The organism is Mesorhizobium sp. CNPSo 4670, assembly GCF_057784235.1.
In genome coordinates this window covers 149,752-171,893 of the sequence record NZ_JBWJFQ010000002.1, presented here as the reverse complement: position 1 = coordinate 171,893, position 22,142 = coordinate 149,752, and the positions used below count along the sequence as shown (strand labels likewise).

Here is a 22,142-nt window from a genome sequence, read left to right as displayed (position 1 = left end):
ACCGGAATTCACGAGCAGGGGGCACATGGCCAAGGAAGCGCGCGGCGATTTCTATCCGGTACCGATCGTCGACCAGAATACGCGACCGGGCGCGGTTACCCGGCTCATCATTTTCATCGTCGTTCTGACCGGGGCCGCTATTGTCTTCGGCCTTTTCCGCGAGCGCCTGGGCGACCCTTTCCTGCTCGGCATGCTCGGTGTGCTGGCGATGATCGGCGTCGGCTTCCTGTTCGCCACGGCGATCGGCTTCGTGCAGATCACGCCACGCTCGACCGGTGACGAACTGTCGAAGGCATTCGTTGATTCGATGTCGCAGGGCCTTCTCGTCACCGACACCAAGGGCCGCGTCGTCTACGCCAATCGGGCCTATGCCGACATGACCGGCGCGACGTCAGCGGCCGACCTGAAGACGGTCGAGGGGTTGCTTTCGGATGTCCCCGAAGCCTCGGTGACGATCTATCGGCTGGCGTCCGGCCTGCGCGACGGCCAGTCGGGCGACGGCGAGTTTCGTCTGGCGCAGTCCATTCGGCCCGGCGCCGAGCCCGGCGCCCGCTGGTACCGGGCGCGTGCCCGCGCCTTCCGCGTTCCGGGCCAGCGGCTGCCGATGCTGGCCTGGCAGCTTGCCGACATCTCGCAGGAGCGGGCCGAGCAAGAGCGTTTCTTTCTCGACCTGCAGAAGGCGATCGATCACCTCGACCATGCGCCGGCCGGCTTCTTTTCTGCCGACCAGGACGGCCGCGTCACCTACATCAACGCCACGCTTGCCGAATGGCTAGGCATCGACCTTACCAGTTTCACGCCCGGCTCCGTCACCCTGCCGGAGATCGTGGCCGGTGACGGCATGGCGCTGGTCCGCTCGGTCAAGGCCGACCCCGGAACGACACGCAACGCGGTCATCGATCTCGACCTGACGACGATGGCGGGCGAGGCGCTGCCGGTGCGCTTCATGCACCGCGTTTCGGCCAGCCGCGAAGGCCTCAACGGGCCGACGCGCACGATCGTGCTCAACCGCACGCAGGGCGAGGACGCCTCTGCCGACTTGCGTGCTTCGGAAGTGCGCTTCACCCGCTTCTTCAACTCGACACCGATGGCGATTGCCGGCGTCGACCACAGCGGGCGCATCCTGCGCACCAATGCGCCGTTCCTGTCGCTTTTTTCGTCCGTCGTCGACCGGGACGCCGTCGATCGCCGCGTGCGGCTCGACACGGTGATCCACGAGCGCGACCGGCCGGCCTTCGCCGCGGCTTTCGAGAAGGCGCAACAGCGGCAGGCCGACATCGAGCCGATCGATACCTTGCTGCCCGGCAACGACGACCGGCACATCCGTTTCTACGTCAACGCGGTCGCCGACGGCACCGGCGGCGAAGGTGCCGAGGAGTCGGCGATCGTCTACGCCGTCGAGACGACGGAGCAAAAGGCGCTCGAAGGGCAGATGGCGCAAAGCCAGAAGATGCAGGCGGTAGGCCAGCTTGCCGGCGGCATCGCGCACGACTTCAACAATGTGCTGACCGCCATCATCATGGCGTCCGACCTTTTGTTGACCAACCACCGCCCGTCGGACCCGTCTTTCCCCGACATCATGAACATCAAGCAGAATGCCAACCGGGCGGCCTCGCTGGTACGGCAATTGCTGGCCTTCTCGCGCAAGCAGACGCTGCGGCCGGAAGTGCTCAACCTGACCGACGTGCTCGCAGATCTCAGGATGCTGCTGGCCCGCCTTGTCGGCAACGACATCAAGCTGAAGGTCGACCATGGCCGCGACCTGTGGCCGGTCAAGGTCGATATCGGGCAGTTCGAACAGGTGGTGGTCAACCTTGCGGTCAACGCGCGCGACGCCATGCCGGCCGGCGGCGATCTCACCGTGCGCACGCGCAATGTGACCGCAGACGAATGCAAGGCCTTCTCCTATCGTGAGCTCACCCCGGCCGACTATGTCGTGGTCGAGGTCGAGGATACCGGCAGCGGCATCGCGCCCGACGTGCTGAAGAAGATTTTCGAGCCCTTCTTCACCACCAAGGAGGTCGGCAAGGGCACCGGGCTTGGCCTGTCGATGGTCTACGGCATCATCAAGCAGACCGGCGGCTTCATCTTCTGCGATTCCGAGGTCGGCAAGGGCTCGACTTTCCGCATCTTCCTGCCGCGTCATATCGCCGAAGCGAAGAAAGCTGGCCAGCCCGACGATCTGCCGGCAGCACCGGCGAAAGTGGCCGATGCGGCCAAGGATCTCTCCGGCTCGGCTACGGTGCTGCTCGTCGAGGACGAGGACGCCGTGCGCATGGGCGGCATGCGGGCGCTGGTGTCGCGCGGCTATACCGTGCACGAGGCATCCTCGGGTGTCGAGGCGCTGGAAGTGTTCGAGGCGCTGGGCGGCAAGGTCGACATCGTCGTCTCCGACGTGGTGATGCCTGAAATGGATGGGCCGACGCTGCTCGGTGAATTGCGCAAGCGCCAGCCGGACATCAAATTCGTCTTCGTGTCCGGCTATGCCGAGGACGCATTCGCCAGAAACCTGCCGGCAGATGCGCATTTCGGCTTCCTGCCAAAGCCGTTTTCGCTCAAGCAACTGGCGACGATCGTCAAGGATGTGCTGGAGTCTTAGAATTTCCTGATGTTCTCCCTTGCACGACGCCGTGACAACGCCATGATTGCGGGGTGAAACGGCAGGCGGGCTTGGGGGAGAAGCGGGTGACGCCACACAACGAAGCAGACAAGGGTGCCTACGCCGACACGGTGTTGTTGCCGGGTGACCCGCAGCGCGCCGAATGGATGGCGCAAACTTTTCTGGAAGCGCCGCGCTGCATCAATCGCCGACGTGGCGCCCTTGGTTTTACCGGACGGTTTCGTGGCAAACCCATCAGCATTCAGGCGACAGGCATCGGCGTCTCGTCGTTTCTGATTTATGTGCATGAATTGCTTGACTATTATGGCGCCCGGACGTTGATCCGCACGGGCACCTGCGGCAGCCTGACCGCCAAGGCCAAGCTGCGCAGCCTTGTCATCTCGCAATCGGCGCGGGCGGAAAGCGCTCAAAGCGGTCAGGTCTTCGGCCTCTACAAGGCTGTCGCCGGTCCGGATCCGGCGCTCCTCGCAAGTGCGCTGGCCAAGGCAGCCGAACTTGGCATCGACCATTGTGCCGGCCTGACGGTTTGCAGCGACATCTTCTATCATCCTGAAGGACGCAGCCGCTTTGCCGAGGCGCAGGCAGCCGGAGCTCTAGCCGTGGATATGGAAACCAGCGCGCTCTATCGCATCGCCGGGCATTTCGGAGCCCGGGCGCTGTCGATGTGCACGGTGGTCGACAACATAGAGACCGATGAACTGACCGACTACCGAGAGCGCCAGGAGCTGTTCACCGATATGAGCCGGCTGGCGCTCGAAATCGCGGTCGACAGCTAGGCGGCTTGCCGCTTCGGCATTGCCTGCTCATCCATGCCTGGCCGATGCCCGCGCAAATAGAGCGCGCAGGTGGTGCGCAGCATGGAGGCAAAGTTTGGAATGGCGCCATTGATCTCGATGGCTTCGTCGTAGAGCTTGGAGATGAACTTCGGCGTCGTCAGGCCCTGGTTTTCGGCGATTTCATCGAGCAACGCCCAAAATGTCGCCTCAAGCTGGATGCTGGTCGAGTGGCCGTCAATGCGAATCGACCGATTGATCTGGCGATAGCCTTCGGGGTCCTGGCCCGCAAATACCCTACACATCCGACAAACCTCCCATGCTTGTTGGTCTTGGGCGGGCAGGCGTACGGTCTGATACTGTTCGACCTGTCCCCATCCGCATTCTCGGGCATATTTGCCGGAACGGCAATCGGACTTTCGTCCCTGTCCCCTAAAGCGCGTCGCCAGTTCACGGTTTTGGGCGTGGTAACCGGCTGCCACCACCTTTTCCCCGCTCTGCCCATAATTGGCTCCACACAAGGGCGGAGACTGATTTGGCCAAAGCAATTCATTCCATGATCCGGGTTCTCGACGAGGCCCGATCCGTCGATTTCTACAGGAATGCCTTCGGGCTCGATGTCGCCGACAGGTTGGACTTCGAGACGTTCACACTCATTTACCTCAGCAACGCCGAAACCGGGTTCGAGCTCGAACTGACCGTGAACAAGGGCAGGGTCGAGCCTTACGGGCTCGGCGATGGTTACGGCCACCTCGCCGTTTCGATCGCCGACCTCGACAGCGAACATGACCGGCTCGGCGCGCTCGGCCTCAACCCGAAGAAGATCGTCGAGTTCAACCATGACGGTTCGCCGATCGCCCGCTTCTTCTTCATCGAGGATCCGGACGGCTACAAGATCGAGGTTCTGCAACGAGGAGGTCGCTTCCAATAGGAGACAATGCGGCCGCACCGGCGCGTGCCGCGCCAGCAACGGCGCTCTCAAGCATTTCACCCAAAAGTGCGCAGCGGTTTTGGGACAACGAGATGCACAAACAACGTCTTGAAGCACGTCAATTGTGATGCGCTTCAAGGGGCGCAAATAGCAAGCAGGGAGGAATATTATGGTCACGATCTATGACGGGAAGCCTGGACTTTCACGTCGTGAGCTTCTCAAACGCGGTGGTATCGGTGCGTTGCTCGTCATTTCCGGCAGCGCGGTCATCAGCCCCGAACATGCCTGGGGGCTCGAGACATCGGCGCTCAAGCCCGAAACCATGGCGACGCTGATCCAGATGGCGCGCGACATCTATCCGCATGATCAGATTCCCGACAAATATTACGCCATCGCCGTGAAAGGCCATGACGACCAGGCCGGCAAGGATGCCGCCTACAAGACGATGATCGAAGACGGTATCGCCGACCTCGACAAGAAGTCTGGGGACGGAGGCTACCGTGGCCTTGGCTGGGAGGAGCAGCGCGTCGCGGTGCTGAAGCAGATCGAGGCGACGCCGTTCTTCCAGGCCATCCGTGGCGGCCTCGTCGTCAGCCTCTACAACCAGAAAGAGGTCTGGCCGATCTTCGGCTACGAGGGCGAGTCCTTTTCCAAGGGCGGCTACATCGCGCGCGGTTTCAACGACATCGAGTGGCTCTGAGCCCCGTCGTTTTGAACCCGCAAACAGAAATCATGGGAGGAAACCGTGGCAACAGCATTTGACCTGAACAACGACGGCGTGGTCGTCATCATCGGCTCGGGCGCCGGCGGCGGTACGCTCGGCAACGAACTTGCCCAGAAGGGTGTCGACGTCGTCATCCTGGAGGCCGGCGCGCGCCACGAATATGAGGATTTTGTCAACGACGAGTGGGATTCGTTCACCCAACTCGCCTGGAAGGACAAGCGCACCACCTCCGGCGACTGGCGCGTGGCCAAGGATTTTCCGAACCTGCCGGCCTGGATCGTCAAGTCGGTCGGCGGTTCGACGACCCATTGGGCCGGAGCGTCGCTGCGTTTCCAGGAGCACGAGTTCAAGGCGCTGTCGACCTACGGCAAAGTGCAGGGCGCTACCCTGCTCGACTGGCCCATCACTCTGGCCGAGATGGAGCCCTACTATGCCAAGGCCGAAGCCAAGATGGGCGTCACCGGCACCAATGACTGGCCGAGATTGCCGGGCAACAACAATTTCAAGGTGTTGAAGGCCGGCGCCGACAAGCTCGGCTACAAGGAATGCCACACCGGCAACATGGCGATCAATTCGGTCGAGCGCGACGACCGTTTGTCCTGCCAGCAGACCGGCTTCTGCTTCCAGGGCTGCAAATGGGGCGCCAAATGGTCGACGCTCTACACCGAGATCCCCAAGGGCGAAGCAACAGGTCATCTCGAAGTCAGGCCGAACGCCATGGCGATCAAGATCAACCATGACGCCTCGGGCAAAGTGACCGGCGTCGTCTACGCCGACAAGGACGGCAAGCTGCAGGAGCAGAAAGCCCGTATCGTCGCCGTCGCCGGCAACTCAATCGAAAGCCCCCGGCTGCTGCTCAATTCGTCGTCGGGCAAATTCCCCGACGGCCTTGCCAACTCATCCGGGCAGGTGGGCAAGAACTACATGCGCCACACCACGGGCTCGGTCTATGCCATCTTCGACAAACCGGTGCACATGTATCGCGGCACCACCATGGCTGGCATCATCCGCGACGAAGCGCGCCATGATCCGTCACGCGGCTTCGTCGGCGGCTACGAGTTCGAAACGCTGTCGCTCGGCCTACCTTTCATGGCGGCCTTCCTCGATCCAGGGGCCTGGGGCCGCTCGTTCACCACGGCGCTCGACCACTACGACCACATGGCCGGGCTGTGGATCGTCGGCGAGGACATGCCGCGCGGGGAGAACCGCATCACGCTGCATGCCGACATGAAGGACGAGCACGGCATGCCGATCGCCGACGTGCATTTCGACGATCACCCGAACGACACCGCGATGCGCAACCATGCCTACAAGCAGGCCTCGGCGCTTTACGCCGCGGTCGGCGCCACGCGCACCTTCCCGACGCCGCCCTATCCGTCGACCCACAATCTCGGCACCAACCGGATGAGCGAGAAGGCGGACGATGGCGTCGTCAACCAGCATGGCCAGACGCACGACATCAAGAACCTGTTCGTGTCGGACGGCAGTCAGTTCACGACGGGCGCCGCCGAAAACCCGACCTTGACGATCGTGTCGCTGGCGATCCGCCAGGCCGATTACATCGCCGCGCAGATGTCGGCCAAGACGATCTGAGCCGGCAAGACATCGCCCCATAACCGGGGCGGTGCCAACTTCAGTGTCCTCCCGGGCAGCATGCGGAACGCGTAACGCGCGTTCCGCCTTTTTGTGGGACCAGACTGACTAGGCGCCGACCGGCTGCCCGTCCTTGCGGCGGATGGCGACCACGGATGGGCGCGGCAACTGGCCGTCCTTGAAGTCGGGCCACAGTGTCTGCACCTTGTCGAGCGTCTCGGCGTCCTCGGCCGGGTGCTGGACCGACAGGAACAAGGTCGTGCCGTCGGGGGTGAAGCAGGGGCCGGTTGCTTCGGCGCCATGCGGGCACGTGAACAGCAGCTTCGGCAGGCCACGCGCCGGGCCTTCGGTGTCGACGCCGTAGACGCCGTCCGGCAGGTCGAAATCATTGGCACCGTCGGTCGCCACCCAGAGCCGGCCGGCCGGATCGAAGGTGATGTTGTCGGGGCAGACGAACCAGCCATTGTCCGATGTGTCCGGGTGGAAGGTGGCGCCGACCGCGGCGTCCTTCGGGTTGCCGCACAGCACGAACAGATCCCAGGCATATTTGTCGGCGGTATGGTCGGCGTCCACGCCGCGGCCGCCTGGCGGGATCAGTTCGACGATGTGACCCCAGAGGTTTTCCGGACGCGTGTTGGCCGGATTGATCTTCGACTGGTCGCGCTTCTTGTTCTTGGTCATCACCGCATAGACGCGGCCTGTCACCGGATTGGTCTCGATGTCCTCGGGGCGGTCCATTGGCGTGGCACCCAGCGCGTCCGCCGCCAGTCTTGTTTTCAGCAGCACTTCGGCCTGATCGGCAAAGCCGTTTTCAGCCGTAAGCTTGCCCTGACCGTGAACCAGCGGCAGCCAGGTCATGGAGCCGTCGGCGTCGTAGCGCGCGACCGAAAGCACGCCATCGTCCAGCAGGTCGTTGCCGGACGCCGGTTTGGCCGGGTCGTAAGCCTTGCTCGAGACGAAGCGGTACATGTATTCGAAATAATCGTCGTCGCCCATGTAGACGACGACGCGGCCGTCCTTGTTGAGGACGACCGTCGACGCCTCATGCGACATGCGGCCAAGTGCCGTGCGCTTCACTGGCTTGGACTGGGGATCATAGGGATCGATCTCGACCACCCAGTCGAAACGGTTGGCCTCGTTCGGCTCCTTGTCGATGTTGAAGCGGTCGTGGAAGCGGCTACGGCCGTAGATGTCGGAACCGTCGAAGCCATAACGATCGAGGATGTCCGCGGTCGGCGCCTTCTTCGGATCGCCGCCGAACAGGTCGGAAACACCCTCCTCGCAGGTCAGCACGGTGCCCCACGGAGTGAAGCCGCCGCTGCAATTGTAGCTGGTGCCGAGCACTTTCGTGCCTGTGGCATCGGCCGAGGTCTGCATCAAGGCGTGGCCGGCAACCGGGCCGGAGACGGTCATTTCGGTGTTGACGGTGATGCGGCGGTTGAGCGGGCTGTCCTCAACCAGCGACCACTTGCCGTCCTTCAACAGCACTTCGACGATCGAGTGACCCATGGCCGCCATGCCGAGATCGACCTGTTCCTTGGTCATCGTCTTGCCGGCGTCATCCTCGGTCATGCCGGGAAACATGACGTTGGGCGAGATGTATTCGTTGTTGACGCAGAGCAGGCCGTGGTCGGAATTGACCGTGCCTTTCGGCAGCGGCAGGAAGGCGATGTAGTCACAGTTGTAACCAAAGCGCTTTTCCTGCGCGTCGGCGGCGACCTTGTTGCCGTCGAAATCCGGCAGACCCGCGACGAGCGGGTCGCCCCAGCGTGCCACGATCGTGGTTTCATAGCCCTCGGCGGCGGCGTGCGTCTTGTCGTAGACGCGCTTCAACTCGGGAAAGCCAAGTGTGGAAAGCGCCGCCGCGGCATGTGTTTCGCCGGCAAACAAGGAACCGACGAAGCTGCCGCCGGCGATCAAGGCACCCGATGCGAGGCTGCCCTTCAGGAGAGTGCGGCGCGAGACGCGCTCGGCTATGACGTCGCGAATGACAGGGGAGGATGAAGACCGGGAGTTGGCCATTGTGTGTGCCTCTCAAGGTGGATGGTGACGGCGCACCGCTGCCTATCCAGTTTCGGCAACATCCAGATGACATGAGAGACAGGCAGGCCCGCCGAGGCGGCTGCTATTGCCAAGGAATATTTACGGGCCGCTTCCTTTGGTGCACGTCGAGGCGGTGAAGGCGCCGTCGGGCTGCTTCATGATGATGTCGAAGGAGGGCGCACTCTGGCCGTCGAGCGTGGCCTGGGTCAGCGACAGCGAGTTGCCGCCAGCGGTATAGCCACCCAGTGGTCCAAGCCACGAGATCACACCGTTTGCATCCATCTGGTAATTGTAGCCCTGCTGGGCGGTCCCGAAGGTGACCGGGCCGCTGTAGACGTTGCCCTTGATGGTGATATCGCCGAGGTTGAGGAACATTCCAAGCAGGTACACTTCACAGTGGTAGGTGCCGTCGGGCATCTTGCCGTCGCTGAAGTCGGCTCGGGCAGTGCCGGTCGCTGCCGCCAGAACCAATATGCCGATAAAAATGCGTGAAATGCCGGATACCATGACGTCGCTCGTTTGAGGTGCGAGCTTGCCCTATTTCTGCGCCGAGCCGCAACCTGTGTCACTTGCGATCCGCCGGCGAAGTTCAAAAACTAGGCAGTTTGCCAATTTGGGCGAAAATTAGGCAAAGTCCTTGTGCGCTGCGCAAATTTCTCTCAATCAATTTTTAACGGATCCTCTTTGTTTTCATAAAGCTAATATACCAAACATCTGATAATATTGATCTATTGTCTATTGTTCGGCATCTCCCCGGCGATTGGCATGGGGGTTGCATTGCATTGTTGCGGTGCAATCAACCAGCCTGGGAGTGTTAGGCATGAGGGGTAATTTCTCGACAATAACAAAAATGTTTTCGGCGAGCGTCGTTGCTGCCGGCCTGTTGATGTCCGTGCCCGCCAGGGCGGCCGACGACACGATCAAGGTCGGCATTCTCCATTCGCTGTCGGGGACCATGGCAATCTCGGAGACGACGCTGAAGGACGCCATGCTGATGCTCATCGACGAGCAGAACGCCAAGGGTGGCCTGCTTGGCAAGAAGCTCGAGGCCGTGGTCGTCGATCCGGCCTCCAACTGGCCGCTGTTCGCCGAAAAGGCGCGCGAGCTGATCTCCAAGGACAAGGTCGCCGCGGTGTTCGGCTGCTGGACCTCGGTGTCGCGCAAATCGGTGCTGCCGGTGTTCAGCGAACTCGACAACATCCTGTTCTATCCCGTCCAGTATGAGGGCGAGGAAAGCGAGCGCAACGTGTTCTACACGGGTGCGGCGCCGAACCAGCAGGCCATTCCGGCCGTCGACTATCTGATGAGCGAGGACGGCGGTTCGGTGAAGCGCTGGGTGCTCGAAGGTACCGATTACGTTTATCCGCGCACCACCAACAAGATCCTCGAGGCCTATCTGAAGGCCAAGGGCGTCGCGGCGGAAGACATCATGGTCAACTACACGCCGTTCGGCTTCTCCGACTGGCAGACCGAAGTTTCAGCAATCAAGAAGTTTGGTTCGGCCGGCAAGAAGACCGCCGTCGTCTCGACCGTCAACGGCGACGCCAATGTGCCGTTCTACAAGGAACTCGGCAACCAGGGCATCAAGGCCGAGGATATTCCGGTCATGGCCTTCTCGGTCGGTGAGGAAGAGCTTGCCGGTCTCGACACGGCGCCGTTGGTTGGCCATCTCGCCGCCTGGAACTACTTTGAAAGCGTCGATACGCCTGAGAACAAGAAGTTCATCGCCGACTGGCACAAGTTCATCAAGAACGACAAGCGCACCACCAACGATCCGATGGAAGCCCATTACATCGGCTTCAACATGTGGGTGAAGGCGGTCGAGAAGGCCGGCACCACCGATCCGGACAAGGTCATCGACGCCATGATCGGCGTTTCCGTGCCCAACCTGACCGGCGGCTATTCGACGATGATGCCGAACCACCACATCACCAAGCCGGTGCTGATCGGCGAAATCCAGGCCGATGGCCAGTTCGAGACGGTTTCGCGCACGCCGGGCCTTGTGATGGGCGACGAATGGTCCGACTACCTGCCTGACTCCAAGGACCTCATCTCCGATTGGCGAGCGCCTCTGTCCTGCGGCAACTTCAATGTCGCCACCGGCAAATGCGGCGGCAAGGGCACAAACTGATCCTCCCGGGCTGACCAGGTCTGGGCCGCAGGTCCATGACCTCAGACCGCAGCGTCCGGACGGTTTCCTCCGCCGTCCGGACGCCCAATTCAAACCTTCAAGGGTTGCCTGAAGCCGATGAACCTGTTGCGCGCGATTGGCCTGACGCTTTTGTTCCTGCTGGCGACGCTGTCGTCGTCGGGTGCTGGCGAAGCCGATTTGCGTGGCATCATCGCCAAATTCGCGACGGCCAAGGGCTTTTCGGAAACAGGTGCTGTCGTCCACGACCTTGCGGCTACAAGTGATCCGGCTGTCGAACGGCCGCTTGCGGCACTCGCCGACGGCAATCTCTATATCCGCAAGGCGGATTCGCTGGTCTTCGTCGGCAAGGAGGCGGGCGACAGCGTTGAGCTGTTCGATCCGCTGAGCGGCGAGAAGTCGGCGGATGCCGCCAAGGACGACATCACCAAGATCAAGGTCAACAACACGCTGCGACGCGTCATCCGCGATGCGCTGGGCACGCTGACGCTCGGTGCCAAGGATCCGGCCGTGCGCATCGCCGCTGCCGACACCATGTTCAAGACACCCGATGCCGCAAACATCGGGCCGCTCGACACCGCGATCGCCAGCGAGGCCGTGGCGAGCGTCAAGGCCCTGCTCGAACAGGCCCGTGCCGCCTCTGTCTTGGTTTCCGACCGGACGGATGCCGACAAGCTCGCTGCAATCGCGCTGATCGGCGCACGGAGCGACCGCGATGCGGTTTCGCTGCTCACCTCGGTCGAGGCGAACGCCTCGGGTGCGGTCCAGGAGGCGGCGACGGCCGCAATCGCCGATATCAATTCTACGCTGGCATTCTGGGATGCTGGCCAGAACATCTGGTACGGGATATCGCTGGGCTCGGTGCTGCTGCTGGCGGCAATCGGGCTTGCCATCACCTTCGGCGTCATGGGCGTCATCAACATGGCACATGGCGAGATGGTCATGCTTGGCGCCTACACGACCTTCGTCGTCCAGCAGGTGATCCGCACATCCTTTCCCGGCCTGTTCGACTGGTCGCTGGTCATCGCGCTACCGCTCGCCTTCCTCGTCGCGGCGCTTGTCGGCTTGGCCATCGAACGCGGCGTCATCCGCTTTCTCTACGGGCGGCCGCTGGAGACACTGCTGGCGACATGGGGCGTCTCGCTGATCCTGCAGCAGGCCGTGCGCAGCATTTTTGGGCCGACCAACCAGGAAGTCGGCAATCCCTCCTGGATGTCGGGCTCGTTCAATGTCGGCCAGCTCGCGATCACCTGGAACCGCCTCTGGATCCTGGTTTTCGCGCTCACCGTCTTTGCCGTGCTGCTCTATGTGATGAGGCGCACGCCCTGGGGCCTGCAGATGCGCGCCGTCACAGCCAACAGGCGCATGGCCGCCTCGATGGGCATCAAGACGCCATGGGTCGACGCGCTGACCTTTGCGCTCGGTTCCGGCATTGCCGGCATTGCTGGTGTCGCGCTCAGCCAGATCGACAATGTCTCGCCCAATCTCGGCCGTGGCTACATCATCGACAGTTTCATGGTCGTGGTCTTCGGCGGCGTCGGCAATCTGTGGGGCACGCTGGTCGGTGCGTTCTCGCTCGGCATCGTCAACAAGTTCCTCGAGCCCTATGCCGGCGCCGTGCTCGGCAAGATCGTCGTCCTGGTGCTGATCATCCTGTTCATCCAGAAGCGCCCGCGCGGCCTGTTCGCGCTCAAGGGCAGGGCGGTGGAAGCATGATCACCGGACGCTTCTTCGCCGCGGGGGCGGACCGCCGCATCGCCATCACGATTCTCATCCTCTTGGCGGTGGCCGTCATCGTGCCGCTGCTTAACCTGGCGGTGTCGCCGACCAGCGCCTTCTACGTGCCGTCCTATATCGTCGCGCTCACCGGCAAATATCTCTGCTATGCGCTGCTCGCTTTGGCGCTCGACCTTGTCTGGGGCTATTGCGGCATTCTCTCGCTCGGCCACGGCGCCTTCTTCGCGCTCGGCGGCTATGCGATGGGCATGTACCTGATGCGCCAGATTGGCGCGCGGGGCGTCTATGGCAATCCCATCCTGCCGGACTTCATGGTGTTCCTCAACTACAAGGAATTGCCCTGGTTCTGGACTGGTTTCGACCATTTCTGGTTCGCCGGCCTCATGGTGCTGGCGGTGCCCGGCCTGCTCGCTTTCGTCTTCGGCTGGTTCGCCTTCCGCAGCCGTGTCACAGGAGTCTACCTCTCCATCATCACCCAGGCGATGACCTACGCGCTGCTGCTCGCCTTCTTCCGCAACGACATGGGTTTCGGCGGCAACAACGGCCTGACTGATTTCAAGGATATTCTCGGCTTTAACGTGCAGGCCGACGCGACGCGTTCGGCGCTGTTCGCCGCCAGCGCGGTGATGCTGGCGCTCGCCGTCTTCGTCACCTGGGCAATCGTCGGTTCCAAATACGGCAAGCTCCTGATGGCGGTACGCGACGCCGAGAGCCGCACGCGCTTCCTCGGCTGGCGGGCGGAGAATGTGAAGCTGTTCGCCTTCACAGTGTCGGCGGTCATGGCCGGCATCGCCGGCGCCCTCTATGTGCCGCAGGTCGGCATCATCAATCCCGGCGAGTTCGAACCGTCCAATTCGATCGAAGTGGTGGTCTGGGCTGCCGTCGGCGGGCGCGGCACCATCGTCGGGCCGATCATCGGCGCGTTGCTGGTCAATGCCGGCAAATCCTGGTTCACCGGCGTGCTGCCGGAATTCTGGCTGTTTGCGCTCGGCGGCCTGTTCGTCGCCGTCACACTTTTGCTGCCCAAAGGCATCGTCGGCATGTGGGATTCCTGGCGCGGCAACGCCAAGGCGCTGCGGGCAGCATCTCTGGCGGAGGAGGCCGGCAGCGACCCCGTCGCCCCGCCACCGCAGAAGATCGTTCGCAGCGCGGCGACAAAGCCGGGCGACTGGTCGTCGACCAGTCCCGAACCGCAGCCGGCGGAGTGAGCGATCATGAGCAAGTCGCACACGATCCTCTATCTCGACGGCGTCTCGGTGTCCTTTGACGGCTTTCGCGCGATCAACAATTTGTCGCTGGTGCTCGACAAAGGTGAGATGCGCGCCATCATCGGCCCTAACGGGGCCGGCAAGACGACGATGATGGACATCGTCACCGGCAAGACGCGGCCCGACGAAGGCGAGGTGTTTTTCGATGGCCAGATCGACCTGACCAGGCATGATGAAGCCGAGATCGCCATGATGGGCATCGGCCGCAAATTCCAGAAGCCGACGGTCTTCGAAAACCACACGATCAAGGAGAATCTGATGTTGGCGCTGAAGGGGCCGCGCTCGATCTTCCCAGCGCTGTTCCATCGCCGCTCGACCGTCGAAGCGCGGCAGATCGACGACATTCTCGGCATCATCCGGCTCGGCGACAAACGCGACCAGCTGGCGGCAAATTTGAGCCATGGACAAAAGCAGTGGCTGGAGATCGGCATGCTGCTCGCTCAGGACCCGAAGCTGCTGCTGGTCGACGAGCCGGTCGCCGGCATGACCGATGCAGAGACCGAGGAAACCGCGCGGCTGCTCAAGGAGATCGCGCGCGACCATTCGGTCATCGTCGTCGAGCATGACATGCATTTCGTGCGCGAGCTGGGCGTCAAGGTCACCTGCCTGCACGAAGGCTCGGTGCTGTCCGAGGGCACGCTCGATTTCGTGTCTGCCGACGAGCGCGTCGTCGAAGTCTATCTGGGGAGATGAGCATGGTCTGGCGGGTTCAATTCCATCGCTTCGATCTGTCCTTCCTGCGGTTCTGGAGAAGGCGCTGACATGCTCGAAGTTTCTGACGCCACGCTCCACTACGGCGCCGCTCAGGCGCTGCGTGGCGTGTCGCTGAAGGCAGGTGCCGGCAAGATCACCTGCGTGCTCGGCCGCAACGGCGTCGGCAAGACCAGTTTGATGAGATCGATCGTCGGCCACCATCGGCTGACGAGCGGAAGCGTTGCCTTCGAGGGGAAGGCGCTCGACCGGAGCGCGGCGTATGACCGCGCCCGGTCGGGCATCGCATTCGTACCGCAGGGCAGGGAGATCTTTCCGCTGCTCACGGTGCGGGAAAACCTGGAATCGGGCTTCGCGCCGCTGAAGCGTGCCGACCGCAACGTGCCCGCCCATGTCTTCGAGCTGTTCCCGGTGCTGAAGCAGATGCTCGGTCGCCGTGGCGGCGACCTTTCCGGTGGCCAGCAGCAGCAGCTCGCCATCGGCAGGGCGCTGGTGATGCGGCCGAAGCTGCTGGTGCTCGACGAACCGACGGAAGGCATCCAGCCGTCGATCATCAAGGATATCGGCCGCGCCATCCGCTATCTGCGTGACCAGGCGGGCATTGCCGTGCTTTTGGTCGAACAATATCTCGATTTCTGCCGCGAGCTCGCAGACGAGGTCAACATCATGGACCGCGGCCTGATCGTCCACACCGGCCCGGCGGAAGATCTCGACAGGGCGGATGTCCGCAAATTCCTGACCGTCTAAAGCGCGTCGCATCCAGACGGATTCAAACGACGCGCTTTAGATCTGTGGTTTTGTCCATGTCGTTGTCCCAAAACCGCTGCGCACTTTTGGGCGACATGCACTAGAATCAGCATTGGACTTCAGGTGACGGTCCGAAGTCTTTCGCAAGTCCAATATTTCGTCGATCCAGACATCCGTGTCTCTGGCGTAGCAGCGGCTGCGTGCTAGTCTTTTCTTGGCTTTTGTGAGTCGGCCGTTTTCCGTATCAGTCTGGCTTTATCGCAGATCGAGGGGCGCGGCGAAGGCCGGGCAAGTTCCACGCAAGCATGCATTCCTAGCTTCCCTCCTGCGATCTGATTGTCGTTCAACGCGTTTGGGCACACAGGCTAAGGGACAGCCATGGAACGTTACGTCGAGGACTACCAGAAGCGGCGGCTAACCGAGCGCGTCGACATCATGACAGCCATCAACATATTGAGGTCCCAGGGGTACGATCGCGACGAGCTGATCGAGGAAATCACCAAGGTCTTCTATGTCGACCTCGATGCTTTCAACGAAATCGTCATGGCGGCATAGGGCTGCCTTCACTCACGATAGTCTTGCCGAAAAACAGGCAAGACTGTCCCGACAATACGGTCGACATATCAGGATCGCAGTTAACCCACGCGCCGAATTGGCGAGGCCGTGACGCGGTTGCGGCCGCCGCGCTTGGCGGCGTAGAGCGCGTTGTCGGCGGCGCTGAGCACCTTGTCGAAGCTGAGGCCCTCCTTGGTGCCGAAAGCAAATCCGGCACTGACCGTGCATGCCAGGGACCCCGTCTCGGTCTCGATGCGACACGCGGCGAAGGCAGCCCGTATGGCCTCGGCGGTGGCCTCCACCGTTTCGGGCAAGGTCCGCTTCAGCACCAGCGCGAATTCCTCGCCGCCCATGCGCGCGGCAACGTCGGTCGGGCGAAGATTGCCGGCGAGTTCCCTGGCAAACACCCTCAGCACCTGGTCGCCCGCGGCGTGGCCGAATTCGTCGTTGATGGCCTTGAAGCCGTCGAGGTCGAACACAACCACAGCGGTGAAGGCGCCAACCGGGGCATTGCCATGCAGGTCGAACAGTGCGCGCCGGTTGAGCAGGCCCGTCAGCGGGTCGGTCAGGGCGTTGTGGCGGTGATGCCTGGCCAGACGCCCCTGATTGAGCGCCAGTGACAGCGCGCCAATGCCGGTCATGCTGGCGATGACGATGATGAGGCTCAACTCCTCGGCCCAATTGCTTGGTGCATGCCCAAGGATCAGCTTTCCGTCCCAGGCGAGAACCATGGCGCAGAGAGCGAAGGACGCGGCCGTGGCCGAATAGAGTGCGGTGATGCCGATTGTCAGGGCAGGGGCTTCATTGCGACCCTTCCAGTATTCGAACGCCGTTGCGAACAGAAGCAAGGCGGCGAACAGGTTCTCGAACATGAAGCCGAGACCGTCATAGCCGAGAGCCATGGCAGGCAGCGCAACGGCCAGCGAAATGCTGCCAAACACCGTTCGCGGGATCGGCGAGCCGCCGGTTCTGAACTGGTAGGCCGCGCCCAGCATGGCTGAAAAACCAAGCAGGAGGAGGGCAAGGGTCGCAATGCCGAGCAGGCGCCCGGGCATGTCGATATAGGCGTCATAGGCAAAAATGTCGGCGACCACCAACAGCAGGCTGACCGCCCATGTCAGCAGGAATTTCTCCGAGCGGGCAGTCAGCCACATGCCAAACAGTGTCAGGCCCAGACAGGTGGCGGAAAAACCAACAGCCAGCAGAAGTGAAGTGTAGTCGAGCGACATGCCCCTCGTTCCTTGCCGGCGGCGATCCCAGCTCTGCGGCTTGGCCAGGCTGGATTCATGCAGCAAGGAGGTATCGATAAGGTTACGAAGGCGCCGAAATTGCCACGATTGGACGCCTTGCAGCGCCAAAACGCATAGGAGAGGCGCTTGGCGTGAAATCCTTATGCCGATATTCTTAGTCGGCCACCCGCTTCAACAGCGCCATGGCGCCGAACGGCGCGCGCACCTTGCCCTCGGTGATGAAGTAGACGAACACGTCGCGCGGTTTGACCGGCGCTTGGGTCGAGGGATCGGCGCGCGGCAGGTCGGCCGGCACCTTGCCTTCCGCCCAGGTCCTGGCGCGCTCGGCCCATTCATCCAGGCCTTTCGGCGTGTAGCAATCGGGATTGTCGTCGCTGCCGGTCTGCAGCCGGGCATAAATGAAATCGTCAGTGACGTCGGCGATCGCCGGATACTTGGCGTGGTCGGCATAGACGATCGCGACCTTGTATTTGCGCGCGAGCGCCGCGAATTCCGGCACGATGAAACTGTCGTTGCGAACCTCGACCGCGTGGCGCAGCGCAACGCCGTCCTGCTTCTCCGGGAGCAGCTTGAGGAAGGCCTCGAAATCGTCCGGATCGAACTTTTTCGTGGGCGCAAACTGCCACAGGATCGGTCCGAGCTTTTCGCCCAGCGCCGTCACGCCCGAGCCGAGGAAGCGCATCATCGATTCACCGGCCTCGCCGAGCACGCGCCGGTTGGTGACGAAGCGGTTGCCCTTGAGCGAATAGACAAAACCGTCTGGTGCTTCGCTCGCCCATTTGACGAAGGTCGGCTCCTTGAAGCTGGAATAATAGGTGCCGTTGACCTCGATGCTCGACACCTGTCGGCTGGCATATTGCAGTTGCTTGGCCTTGGAGAGCTTTTCAGGATAAAAGGACGTATCCCAGGGTTCGAACGTCCAGCCGCCCATGCCGGAGCGGATTGTTCCCGATTTACTCACTGTCATCCTCCCGAATTCAGAAAAATCAGCCCGTCGTGATCTTGTCGACCGGTTTCGCCATGTCGACGAGCACCCATCCTGGCCGGTATGGATTGGGCCGGCGACCCGTTTCGTGAAAACCATAGGCCAGATAGAGCGCAATGTTCCGCTCCATTTTGGCGTTGGTGTACAGCCGCACCGCAGGCAAGCCCCATAGGCGGGTCTGGTCATCCGCGTGTTTGAGCAGGGCGATGCCAAAGCCCTTGCCCTGAAATCCTGGCGCGACGGCGACGGAGAAGATCATCGCGTGGTCGTCATGACGTTCCAAAGTGAGCAGACCGGCAAGCTCGCCGTCACGCTCCAGAAGCCAGACCTCGCCGCGTTCGATCCTCGGCGCGTAGTCCTCGGTAACAGGGATCGGCGGCGCGCCGAGCAGCGCGGAATAGGGCGCGTAGGCGGCCTCCGTCAGCGAGACGACCGTTTCGAGATCACCAGGAAGCGCTTTTCGGATGGTCATTCAAATGCTCTCCAAGCGCCGACTGGTTCGCCATCACTCCGCCGCTTCGCGCTTGCCTCCGGGGCGCCGCTCCAGCAGCTCCTTGAGGAACTGGCCGGTGTAGCTGCGCTTTTCACGCACGATCGCTTCCGGCGTGCCGGACGCCACCAGTTCGCCGCCTCCGTCGCCCCCCTCGGGGCCGAGGTCGAGCACCCAGTCGGCGGTTTTTATCACCTCGAGATTGTGCTCGATGACCACCACCGTGTTGCCCTGGTCGACCAACTCGTGCAGCACTTCCAGGAGCTTGGCGACGTCATGGAAGTGCAGGCCGGTGGTCGGCTCGTCCAGGATATAGAGCGTCTTGCCGGTCGCCTTGCGCGACAGTTCCTTGGCGAGCTTGATGCGCTGCGCCTCGCCGCCGGACAGCGTTGTCGCCTGCTGGCCGATATGGATGTAGCCAAGACCAACCTGCTTCAGCGTGTCGAGCTTGTCGCGCACGCCGGGCACGGCAGCGAAGAAATCGACGCCTTCCTCGACCGTCATGTCGAGCACGTCGGCGATCGACTTGCCCTTGAACAGGACATCGAGCGTCTCGCGGTTGTAGCGCTTGCCGTGGCAGACGTCGCAGGTGACGTAGACGTCGGGCAAAAAGTGCATCTCGATCTTGATGACGCCATCGCCCTGGCAGGCCTCGCAACGGCCGCCCTTGACGTTGAAGGAGAAGCGGCCGGGTTGGTAGCCGCGCGCCTTGGCTTCCGGCAGCCCGGCGAACCAGTCGCGGATCGGCGTGAAGGCGCCGGTGTAGGTGGCGGGGTTTGAACGCGGTGTGCGCCCGATCGGCGACTGGTCGATGTCGATGACCTTGTCGAGGAATTCGAGGCCCTCGATGCGGTCGTGGTCGGCCGGATGCTCGCGTGAGCCCATGATACGGCGCGACGCCGCCTTGAACAGCGTCTCGATCAGGAAGGTCGACTTGCCGCCGCCAGACACGCCGGTGACGGCGGTGAAGGTGCCGAGCGGGATTTCCGCGGTGACGTTCTTCAGATTGTTGCCGCGCGCGCCAACGATCTTCAGTCGCCGGTTCTTCTTGGCCTCGCGCCGTACGCCGGGCGTCGCCACTTCGAGCGCGCCCGACAGATATTTGCCGGTGATCGAATTGGGATTGGCCATCACCTGCTGCGGTGTGCCCTGGGCAATGATCTCGCCGCCATGGATGCCGGCGGCCGGACCCATGTCGACGACATAATCGGCATGCAGGATGGCGTCCTCGTCATGCTCGACGACGATCACCGTGTTGCCGATGTCGCGCAGGTGCTTCAGCGTGTCGAGCAGGCGCGCATTGTCGCGCTGGTGCAGGCCGATCGACGGCTCGTCAAGCACATAGAGCACGCCGGTGAGGCCGGAGCCGATCTGCGAAGCCAGGCGAATGCGCTGGCTCTCGCCGCCCGACAGCGTGCCGGAATTGCGCGACAGCGTCAGGTAATCGAGCCCGACATCGTTGAGGAAGCGCAGCCGCTCGCGGATCTCCTTCAAGACGCGCACGGCGATCTCGTTCTGCTTGTCGTTCAGCGACGCCGGCAGGTCGGTGAACCACTTGTCGGCGTTGCGGATCGACTGTTCGGTGACTTCGCCGATATGCTTGCCGGCGATCTTCACGGCCAGTGACTCGGGCTTCAGCCGATAGCCTTTGCAGACCGGGCAAGGCGTCGCCGACATGAAGCGCTCGATCTCTTCGCGCATCCAGGCGGATTCAGTTTCTTTCCAGCGGCGCTCGAGATTGGGGATGACGCCTTCAAAAGTCTTGGTGGTCTTGTAGGCGCGCAGGCCGTCATCATACTGGAAGGTGATTTCGCGCTCGCCGGTGCCGCGCAGGATGGCCTCCTGGGCTTCCGCGCTCAAATCCCGGAACTTGTCGCCGAGCTTGAAGCCATAGGCCTTGCCCAGCGCTTCCAGCGTCTGCGCGTAATAGGGCGAGGTCGACTTCGCCCACGGGCTGACGGCGCCGTCGCGCAGCGAGATGTTCTCGTCGGGAACGACCAGATTGGGGTCGATGGCGCGCTGGCTGCCGAGACCGTCGCAAGTCGGGCAGGCCCCAAACGGATTGTTGAAGGAGAAAAGACGTGGCTCGATTTCCGGAATGGTGAAGCCGGAGACCGGACAGGCGAACTTTTCCGAGAACAGGATTCGCTCGTGCGTCTCGTTCTTGGACTTGTTGACCGAATCCTCGCCCGTCTGGCTGGCGTCGAGCGGCTTGTCGGCGAATTCGGCGACCGCCAGCCCATCGGCGAGCCTCAGTGCCGTCTCGATGGAATCTGCTAGCCGGGTGGCGAGATCGCCACGCACGACGATGCGGTCGACGACGACGTCGAGGTCATGCTTGTACTTCTTGTCCAGCGCCGGCACGTCGGCGATTTCATAGAAGACGCCGTCGACCTTGACGCGCTGAAAGCCCTTCTTCTGCAGTTCCAGCAATTCCTTGCGGTACTCGCCTTTGCGGCCGCGCACCATCGGCGCCAGGATGAACAGGCGGGTGCCTTCCTCGACCGCCAGCACACGGTCGACCATTTGGCTGACCGTCTGGCTTTCGATCGGCAGGCCGGTGGCCGGCGAATAGGGGATGCCGACGCGCGCGAAGAGAAGCCGCATGTAGTCGTAGATTTCGGTGACGGTACCGACGGTCGAACGCGGGTTCTTCGAGGTCGTCTTCTGCTCGATCGAAATGGCCGGCGACAGGCCGTCGATCTGGTCGACGTCCGGCTTCTGCATCATTTCGAGGAATTGCCGCGCATAGGCCGACAGGCTCTCGACATAGCGGCGCTGGCCTTCGGCATAGATGGTGTCGAAGGCAAGCGACGATTTGCCGGACCCGGACAGGCCGGTCATGACGATCAGGCTGTCACGCGGCAGGTCGAGATCGACATTCTTCAAATTGTGTTCGCGCGCCCCGCGAATGGAAAGATATTTATGGTCGGCCATGGCCGGTCGCCGCCTCAGAAGCTGGAATTTCCTGGAATGGCGGGTTTTCCCGGCCATCCCCTATGTAGGTAATTTTGCCGCCACGTCGAGAGACGCCACAATTCCCGACAAAAGCGTTTAACCGTCTTTCTCGTGAACCGGCAAGCGGAAAGAACAAAGGCCGAACACGCTCCTGACAAAGCTGTGCAAAAACTGACTTGTACGTAACCTCCCGGTGATCACGTTTTTCGGTAACCGGCTATTGATGGTTGACGTCCCCGACTCAGGGGAGCAGTGTCCAGAAGTCAACTGAAGCCGGCCGTCTTTCGATGGCCTCGCCGCCAGAGGCGGCCTGCGAGACGCCGCAGGCATCTGCGATTTGTGCTTCGGGACGACACGTCGCAACGGACAAGGGAGTGGAGCCATGACGCCACCGGATCGTCCCCTAGGGTTCCAGTTGTCACTGGAGCCGCGGCAGGCATAAGTGCCAGGGTTTAGCGTTTGCGCCACCCGGCAAACCGTGACCTGCCATATCCCACAAAAATCAGAGACTGCTAGTCGGATCGACGGCTGAATGCCGCGAAGCATCCGAAATCAAACGCCGGCAGTACACTCCCGGCAAAAATTGGATTTGAGATCCAAAAAAGGCC

18 protein-coding genes are annotated in these 22,142 nt (G+C 62.2%); 11 read left to right on the top strand and 7 right to left on the bottom strand.

The features are described 5' to 3' along the window. The first annotated feature begins 25 nt into the window (after positions 1–25). Positions 26–2,599 (top strand): cell cycle histidine kinase CckA, encoded by a 2,574-nt coding sequence (gene cckA, locus AC0ZT5_RS04265; protein ID WP_488495408.1) that lies wholly within the window; start codon positions 26–28, stop codon positions 2,597–2,599. Positions 2,600–2,685: 86 nt separating this feature from the next. Beyond that, entirely contained in the window at positions 2,686–3,396 is a 711-nt protein-coding gene (locus tag AC0ZT5_RS04260; RefSeq protein ID WP_488495407.1) for a purine-nucleoside phosphorylase, read from the top strand. Here AC0ZT5_RS04260 and AC0ZT5_RS04255 read toward each other — a convergent pair. Continuing rightward, the gene (locus AC0ZT5_RS04255) at positions 3,393–3,698 is read right to left on the bottom strand and encodes a ribbon-helix-helix domain-containing protein (protein ID WP_457150773.1); all 306 of its coding nucleotides are present in this window, start codon (positions 3,696–3,698) and stop codon (positions 3,393–3,395) included. The two genes, AC0ZT5_RS04260 and AC0ZT5_RS04255, sit on opposite strands and share 4 nt — an antisense overlap. 230 nt (positions 3,699–3,928) lie before the next feature. Here AC0ZT5_RS04255 and AC0ZT5_RS04250 point away from each other — a divergent pair, with 230 nt between their 5' ends. The 3 genes from AC0ZT5_RS04250 (at position 3,929) to AC0ZT5_RS04240 (ending at position 6,641) form a co-directional block, all read left to right on the top strand. Further along, a complete protein-coding gene (locus tag AC0ZT5_RS04250; protein WP_488495406.1) occupies positions 3,929–4,324 on the top strand; it encodes a VOC family protein in 396 nt (131 codons plus the stop codon). A 169-nt stretch (positions 4,325–4,493) separates the two neighbouring features. Next, positions 4,494–5,024 (top strand): gluconate 2-dehydrogenase subunit 3 family protein, encoded by a 531-nt coding sequence (locus AC0ZT5_RS04245; RefSeq protein ID WP_488495405.1) that lies wholly within the window; start codon positions 4,494–4,496, stop codon positions 5,022–5,024. 45 nt (positions 5,025–5,069) lie between these two features. Then, entirely contained in the window at positions 5,070–6,641 is a 1,572-nt protein-coding gene (locus AC0ZT5_RS04240) for a GMC family oxidoreductase (RefSeq protein WP_488495404.1), read from the top strand. Positions 6,642–6,749: 108 nt separating this feature from the next. Here AC0ZT5_RS04240 and AC0ZT5_RS04235 read toward each other — a convergent pair whose 3' ends face one another. Then, positions 6,750–8,663 (bottom strand): PhoX family protein, encoded by a 1,914-nt coding sequence (locus AC0ZT5_RS04235; protein ID WP_488495403.1) that lies wholly within the window; start codon positions 8,661–8,663, stop codon positions 6,750–6,752. Positions 8,664–8,783: 120 nt separating this feature from the next. Beyond that, a complete protein-coding gene (locus AC0ZT5_RS04230; RefSeq protein ID WP_488495402.1) occupies positions 8,784–9,191 on the bottom strand; it encodes a hypothetical protein in 408 nt (135 codons plus the stop codon). Positions 9,192–9,504: 313 nt separating this feature from the next. On the opposite strand from AC0ZT5_RS04230, the gene urtA reads away from it, so the two are divergent. The 6 genes from urtA (at position 9,505) to AC0ZT5_RS04200 (ending at position 15,851) form a co-directional block, all read left to right on the top strand. After that, on the top strand, positions 9,505–10,815 hold the full coding sequence (urtA, locus tag AC0ZT5_RS04225) for an urea ABC transporter substrate-binding protein (RefSeq protein ID WP_269905487.1): 1,311 nt from the start codon (positions 9,505–9,507) through the stop codon (positions 10,813–10,815). A gap of 117 nt (positions 10,816–10,932) precedes the next feature. After that, positions 10,933–12,549: an urea ABC transporter permease subunit UrtB gene (urtB, locus tag AC0ZT5_RS04220; protein WP_488495401.1), complete on the top strand. Its 1,617-nt coding sequence runs from the start codon at positions 10,933–10,935 to the stop codon at positions 12,547–12,549. Then, positions 12,546–13,778 carry an urea ABC transporter permease subunit UrtC gene (urtC, locus tag AC0ZT5_RS04215; protein ID WP_488495400.1) on the top strand — a complete coding sequence of 411 codons (1,233 nt, stop codon included), beginning with the start codon at positions 12,546–12,548 and terminating at the stop codon, positions 13,776–13,778. Before urtB ends, urtC begins: the two co-directional genes overlap by 4 nt. A 6-nt stretch (positions 13,779–13,784) precedes the next feature. Further along, positions 13,785–14,531, top strand: coding sequence for an urea ABC transporter ATP-binding protein UrtD (urtD, locus tag AC0ZT5_RS04210; protein ID WP_488495399.1), 747 nt, complete (start codon positions 13,785–13,787; stop codon positions 14,529–14,531). A 69-nt stretch (positions 14,532–14,600) separates the two neighbouring features. Then, positions 14,601–15,296 carry an urea ABC transporter ATP-binding subunit UrtE gene (gene urtE / locus AC0ZT5_RS04205; RefSeq protein ID WP_477288868.1) on the top strand — a complete coding sequence of 232 codons (696 nt, stop codon included), beginning with the start codon at positions 14,601–14,603 and terminating at the stop codon, positions 15,294–15,296. 378 nt (positions 15,297–15,674) lie between these two features. Further along, positions 15,675–15,851 (top strand): hypothetical protein, encoded by a 177-nt coding sequence (locus tag AC0ZT5_RS04200; protein WP_184874033.1) that lies wholly within the window; start codon positions 15,675–15,677, stop codon positions 15,849–15,851. Between the two features lie 80 nt (positions 15,852–15,931). Here AC0ZT5_RS04200 and AC0ZT5_RS04195 read toward each other — a convergent pair whose 3' ends face one another. From AC0ZT5_RS04195 to uvrA, 4 genes are all read right to left on the bottom strand, one after another. After that, positions 15,932–17,080 (bottom strand): GGDEF domain-containing protein, encoded by a 1,149-nt coding sequence (locus AC0ZT5_RS04195; protein ID WP_488495398.1) that lies wholly within the window; start codon positions 17,078–17,080, stop codon positions 15,932–15,934. A 175-nt stretch (positions 17,081–17,255) separates the two neighbouring features. Further along, the gene (locus tag AC0ZT5_RS04190; protein WP_488495397.1) at positions 17,256–18,062 is read right to left on the bottom strand and encodes a DUF72 domain-containing protein; all 807 of its coding nucleotides are present in this window, start codon (positions 18,060–18,062) and stop codon (positions 17,256–17,258) included. 25 nt (positions 18,063–18,087) lie between these two features. Then, positions 18,088–18,558 (bottom strand): GNAT family N-acetyltransferase, encoded by a 471-nt coding sequence (locus AC0ZT5_RS04185; protein WP_488495396.1) that lies wholly within the window; start codon positions 18,556–18,558, stop codon positions 18,088–18,090. A 33-nt stretch (positions 18,559–18,591) separates the two neighbouring features. Further along, the gene (gene uvrA / locus AC0ZT5_RS04180) at positions 18,592–21,513 is read right to left on the bottom strand and encodes an excinuclease ABC subunit UvrA (protein WP_488495395.1); all 2,922 of its coding nucleotides are present in this window, start codon (positions 21,511–21,513) and stop codon (positions 18,592–18,594) included. Between the last annotated feature and the right edge of the window lie 629 nt (positions 21,514–22,142).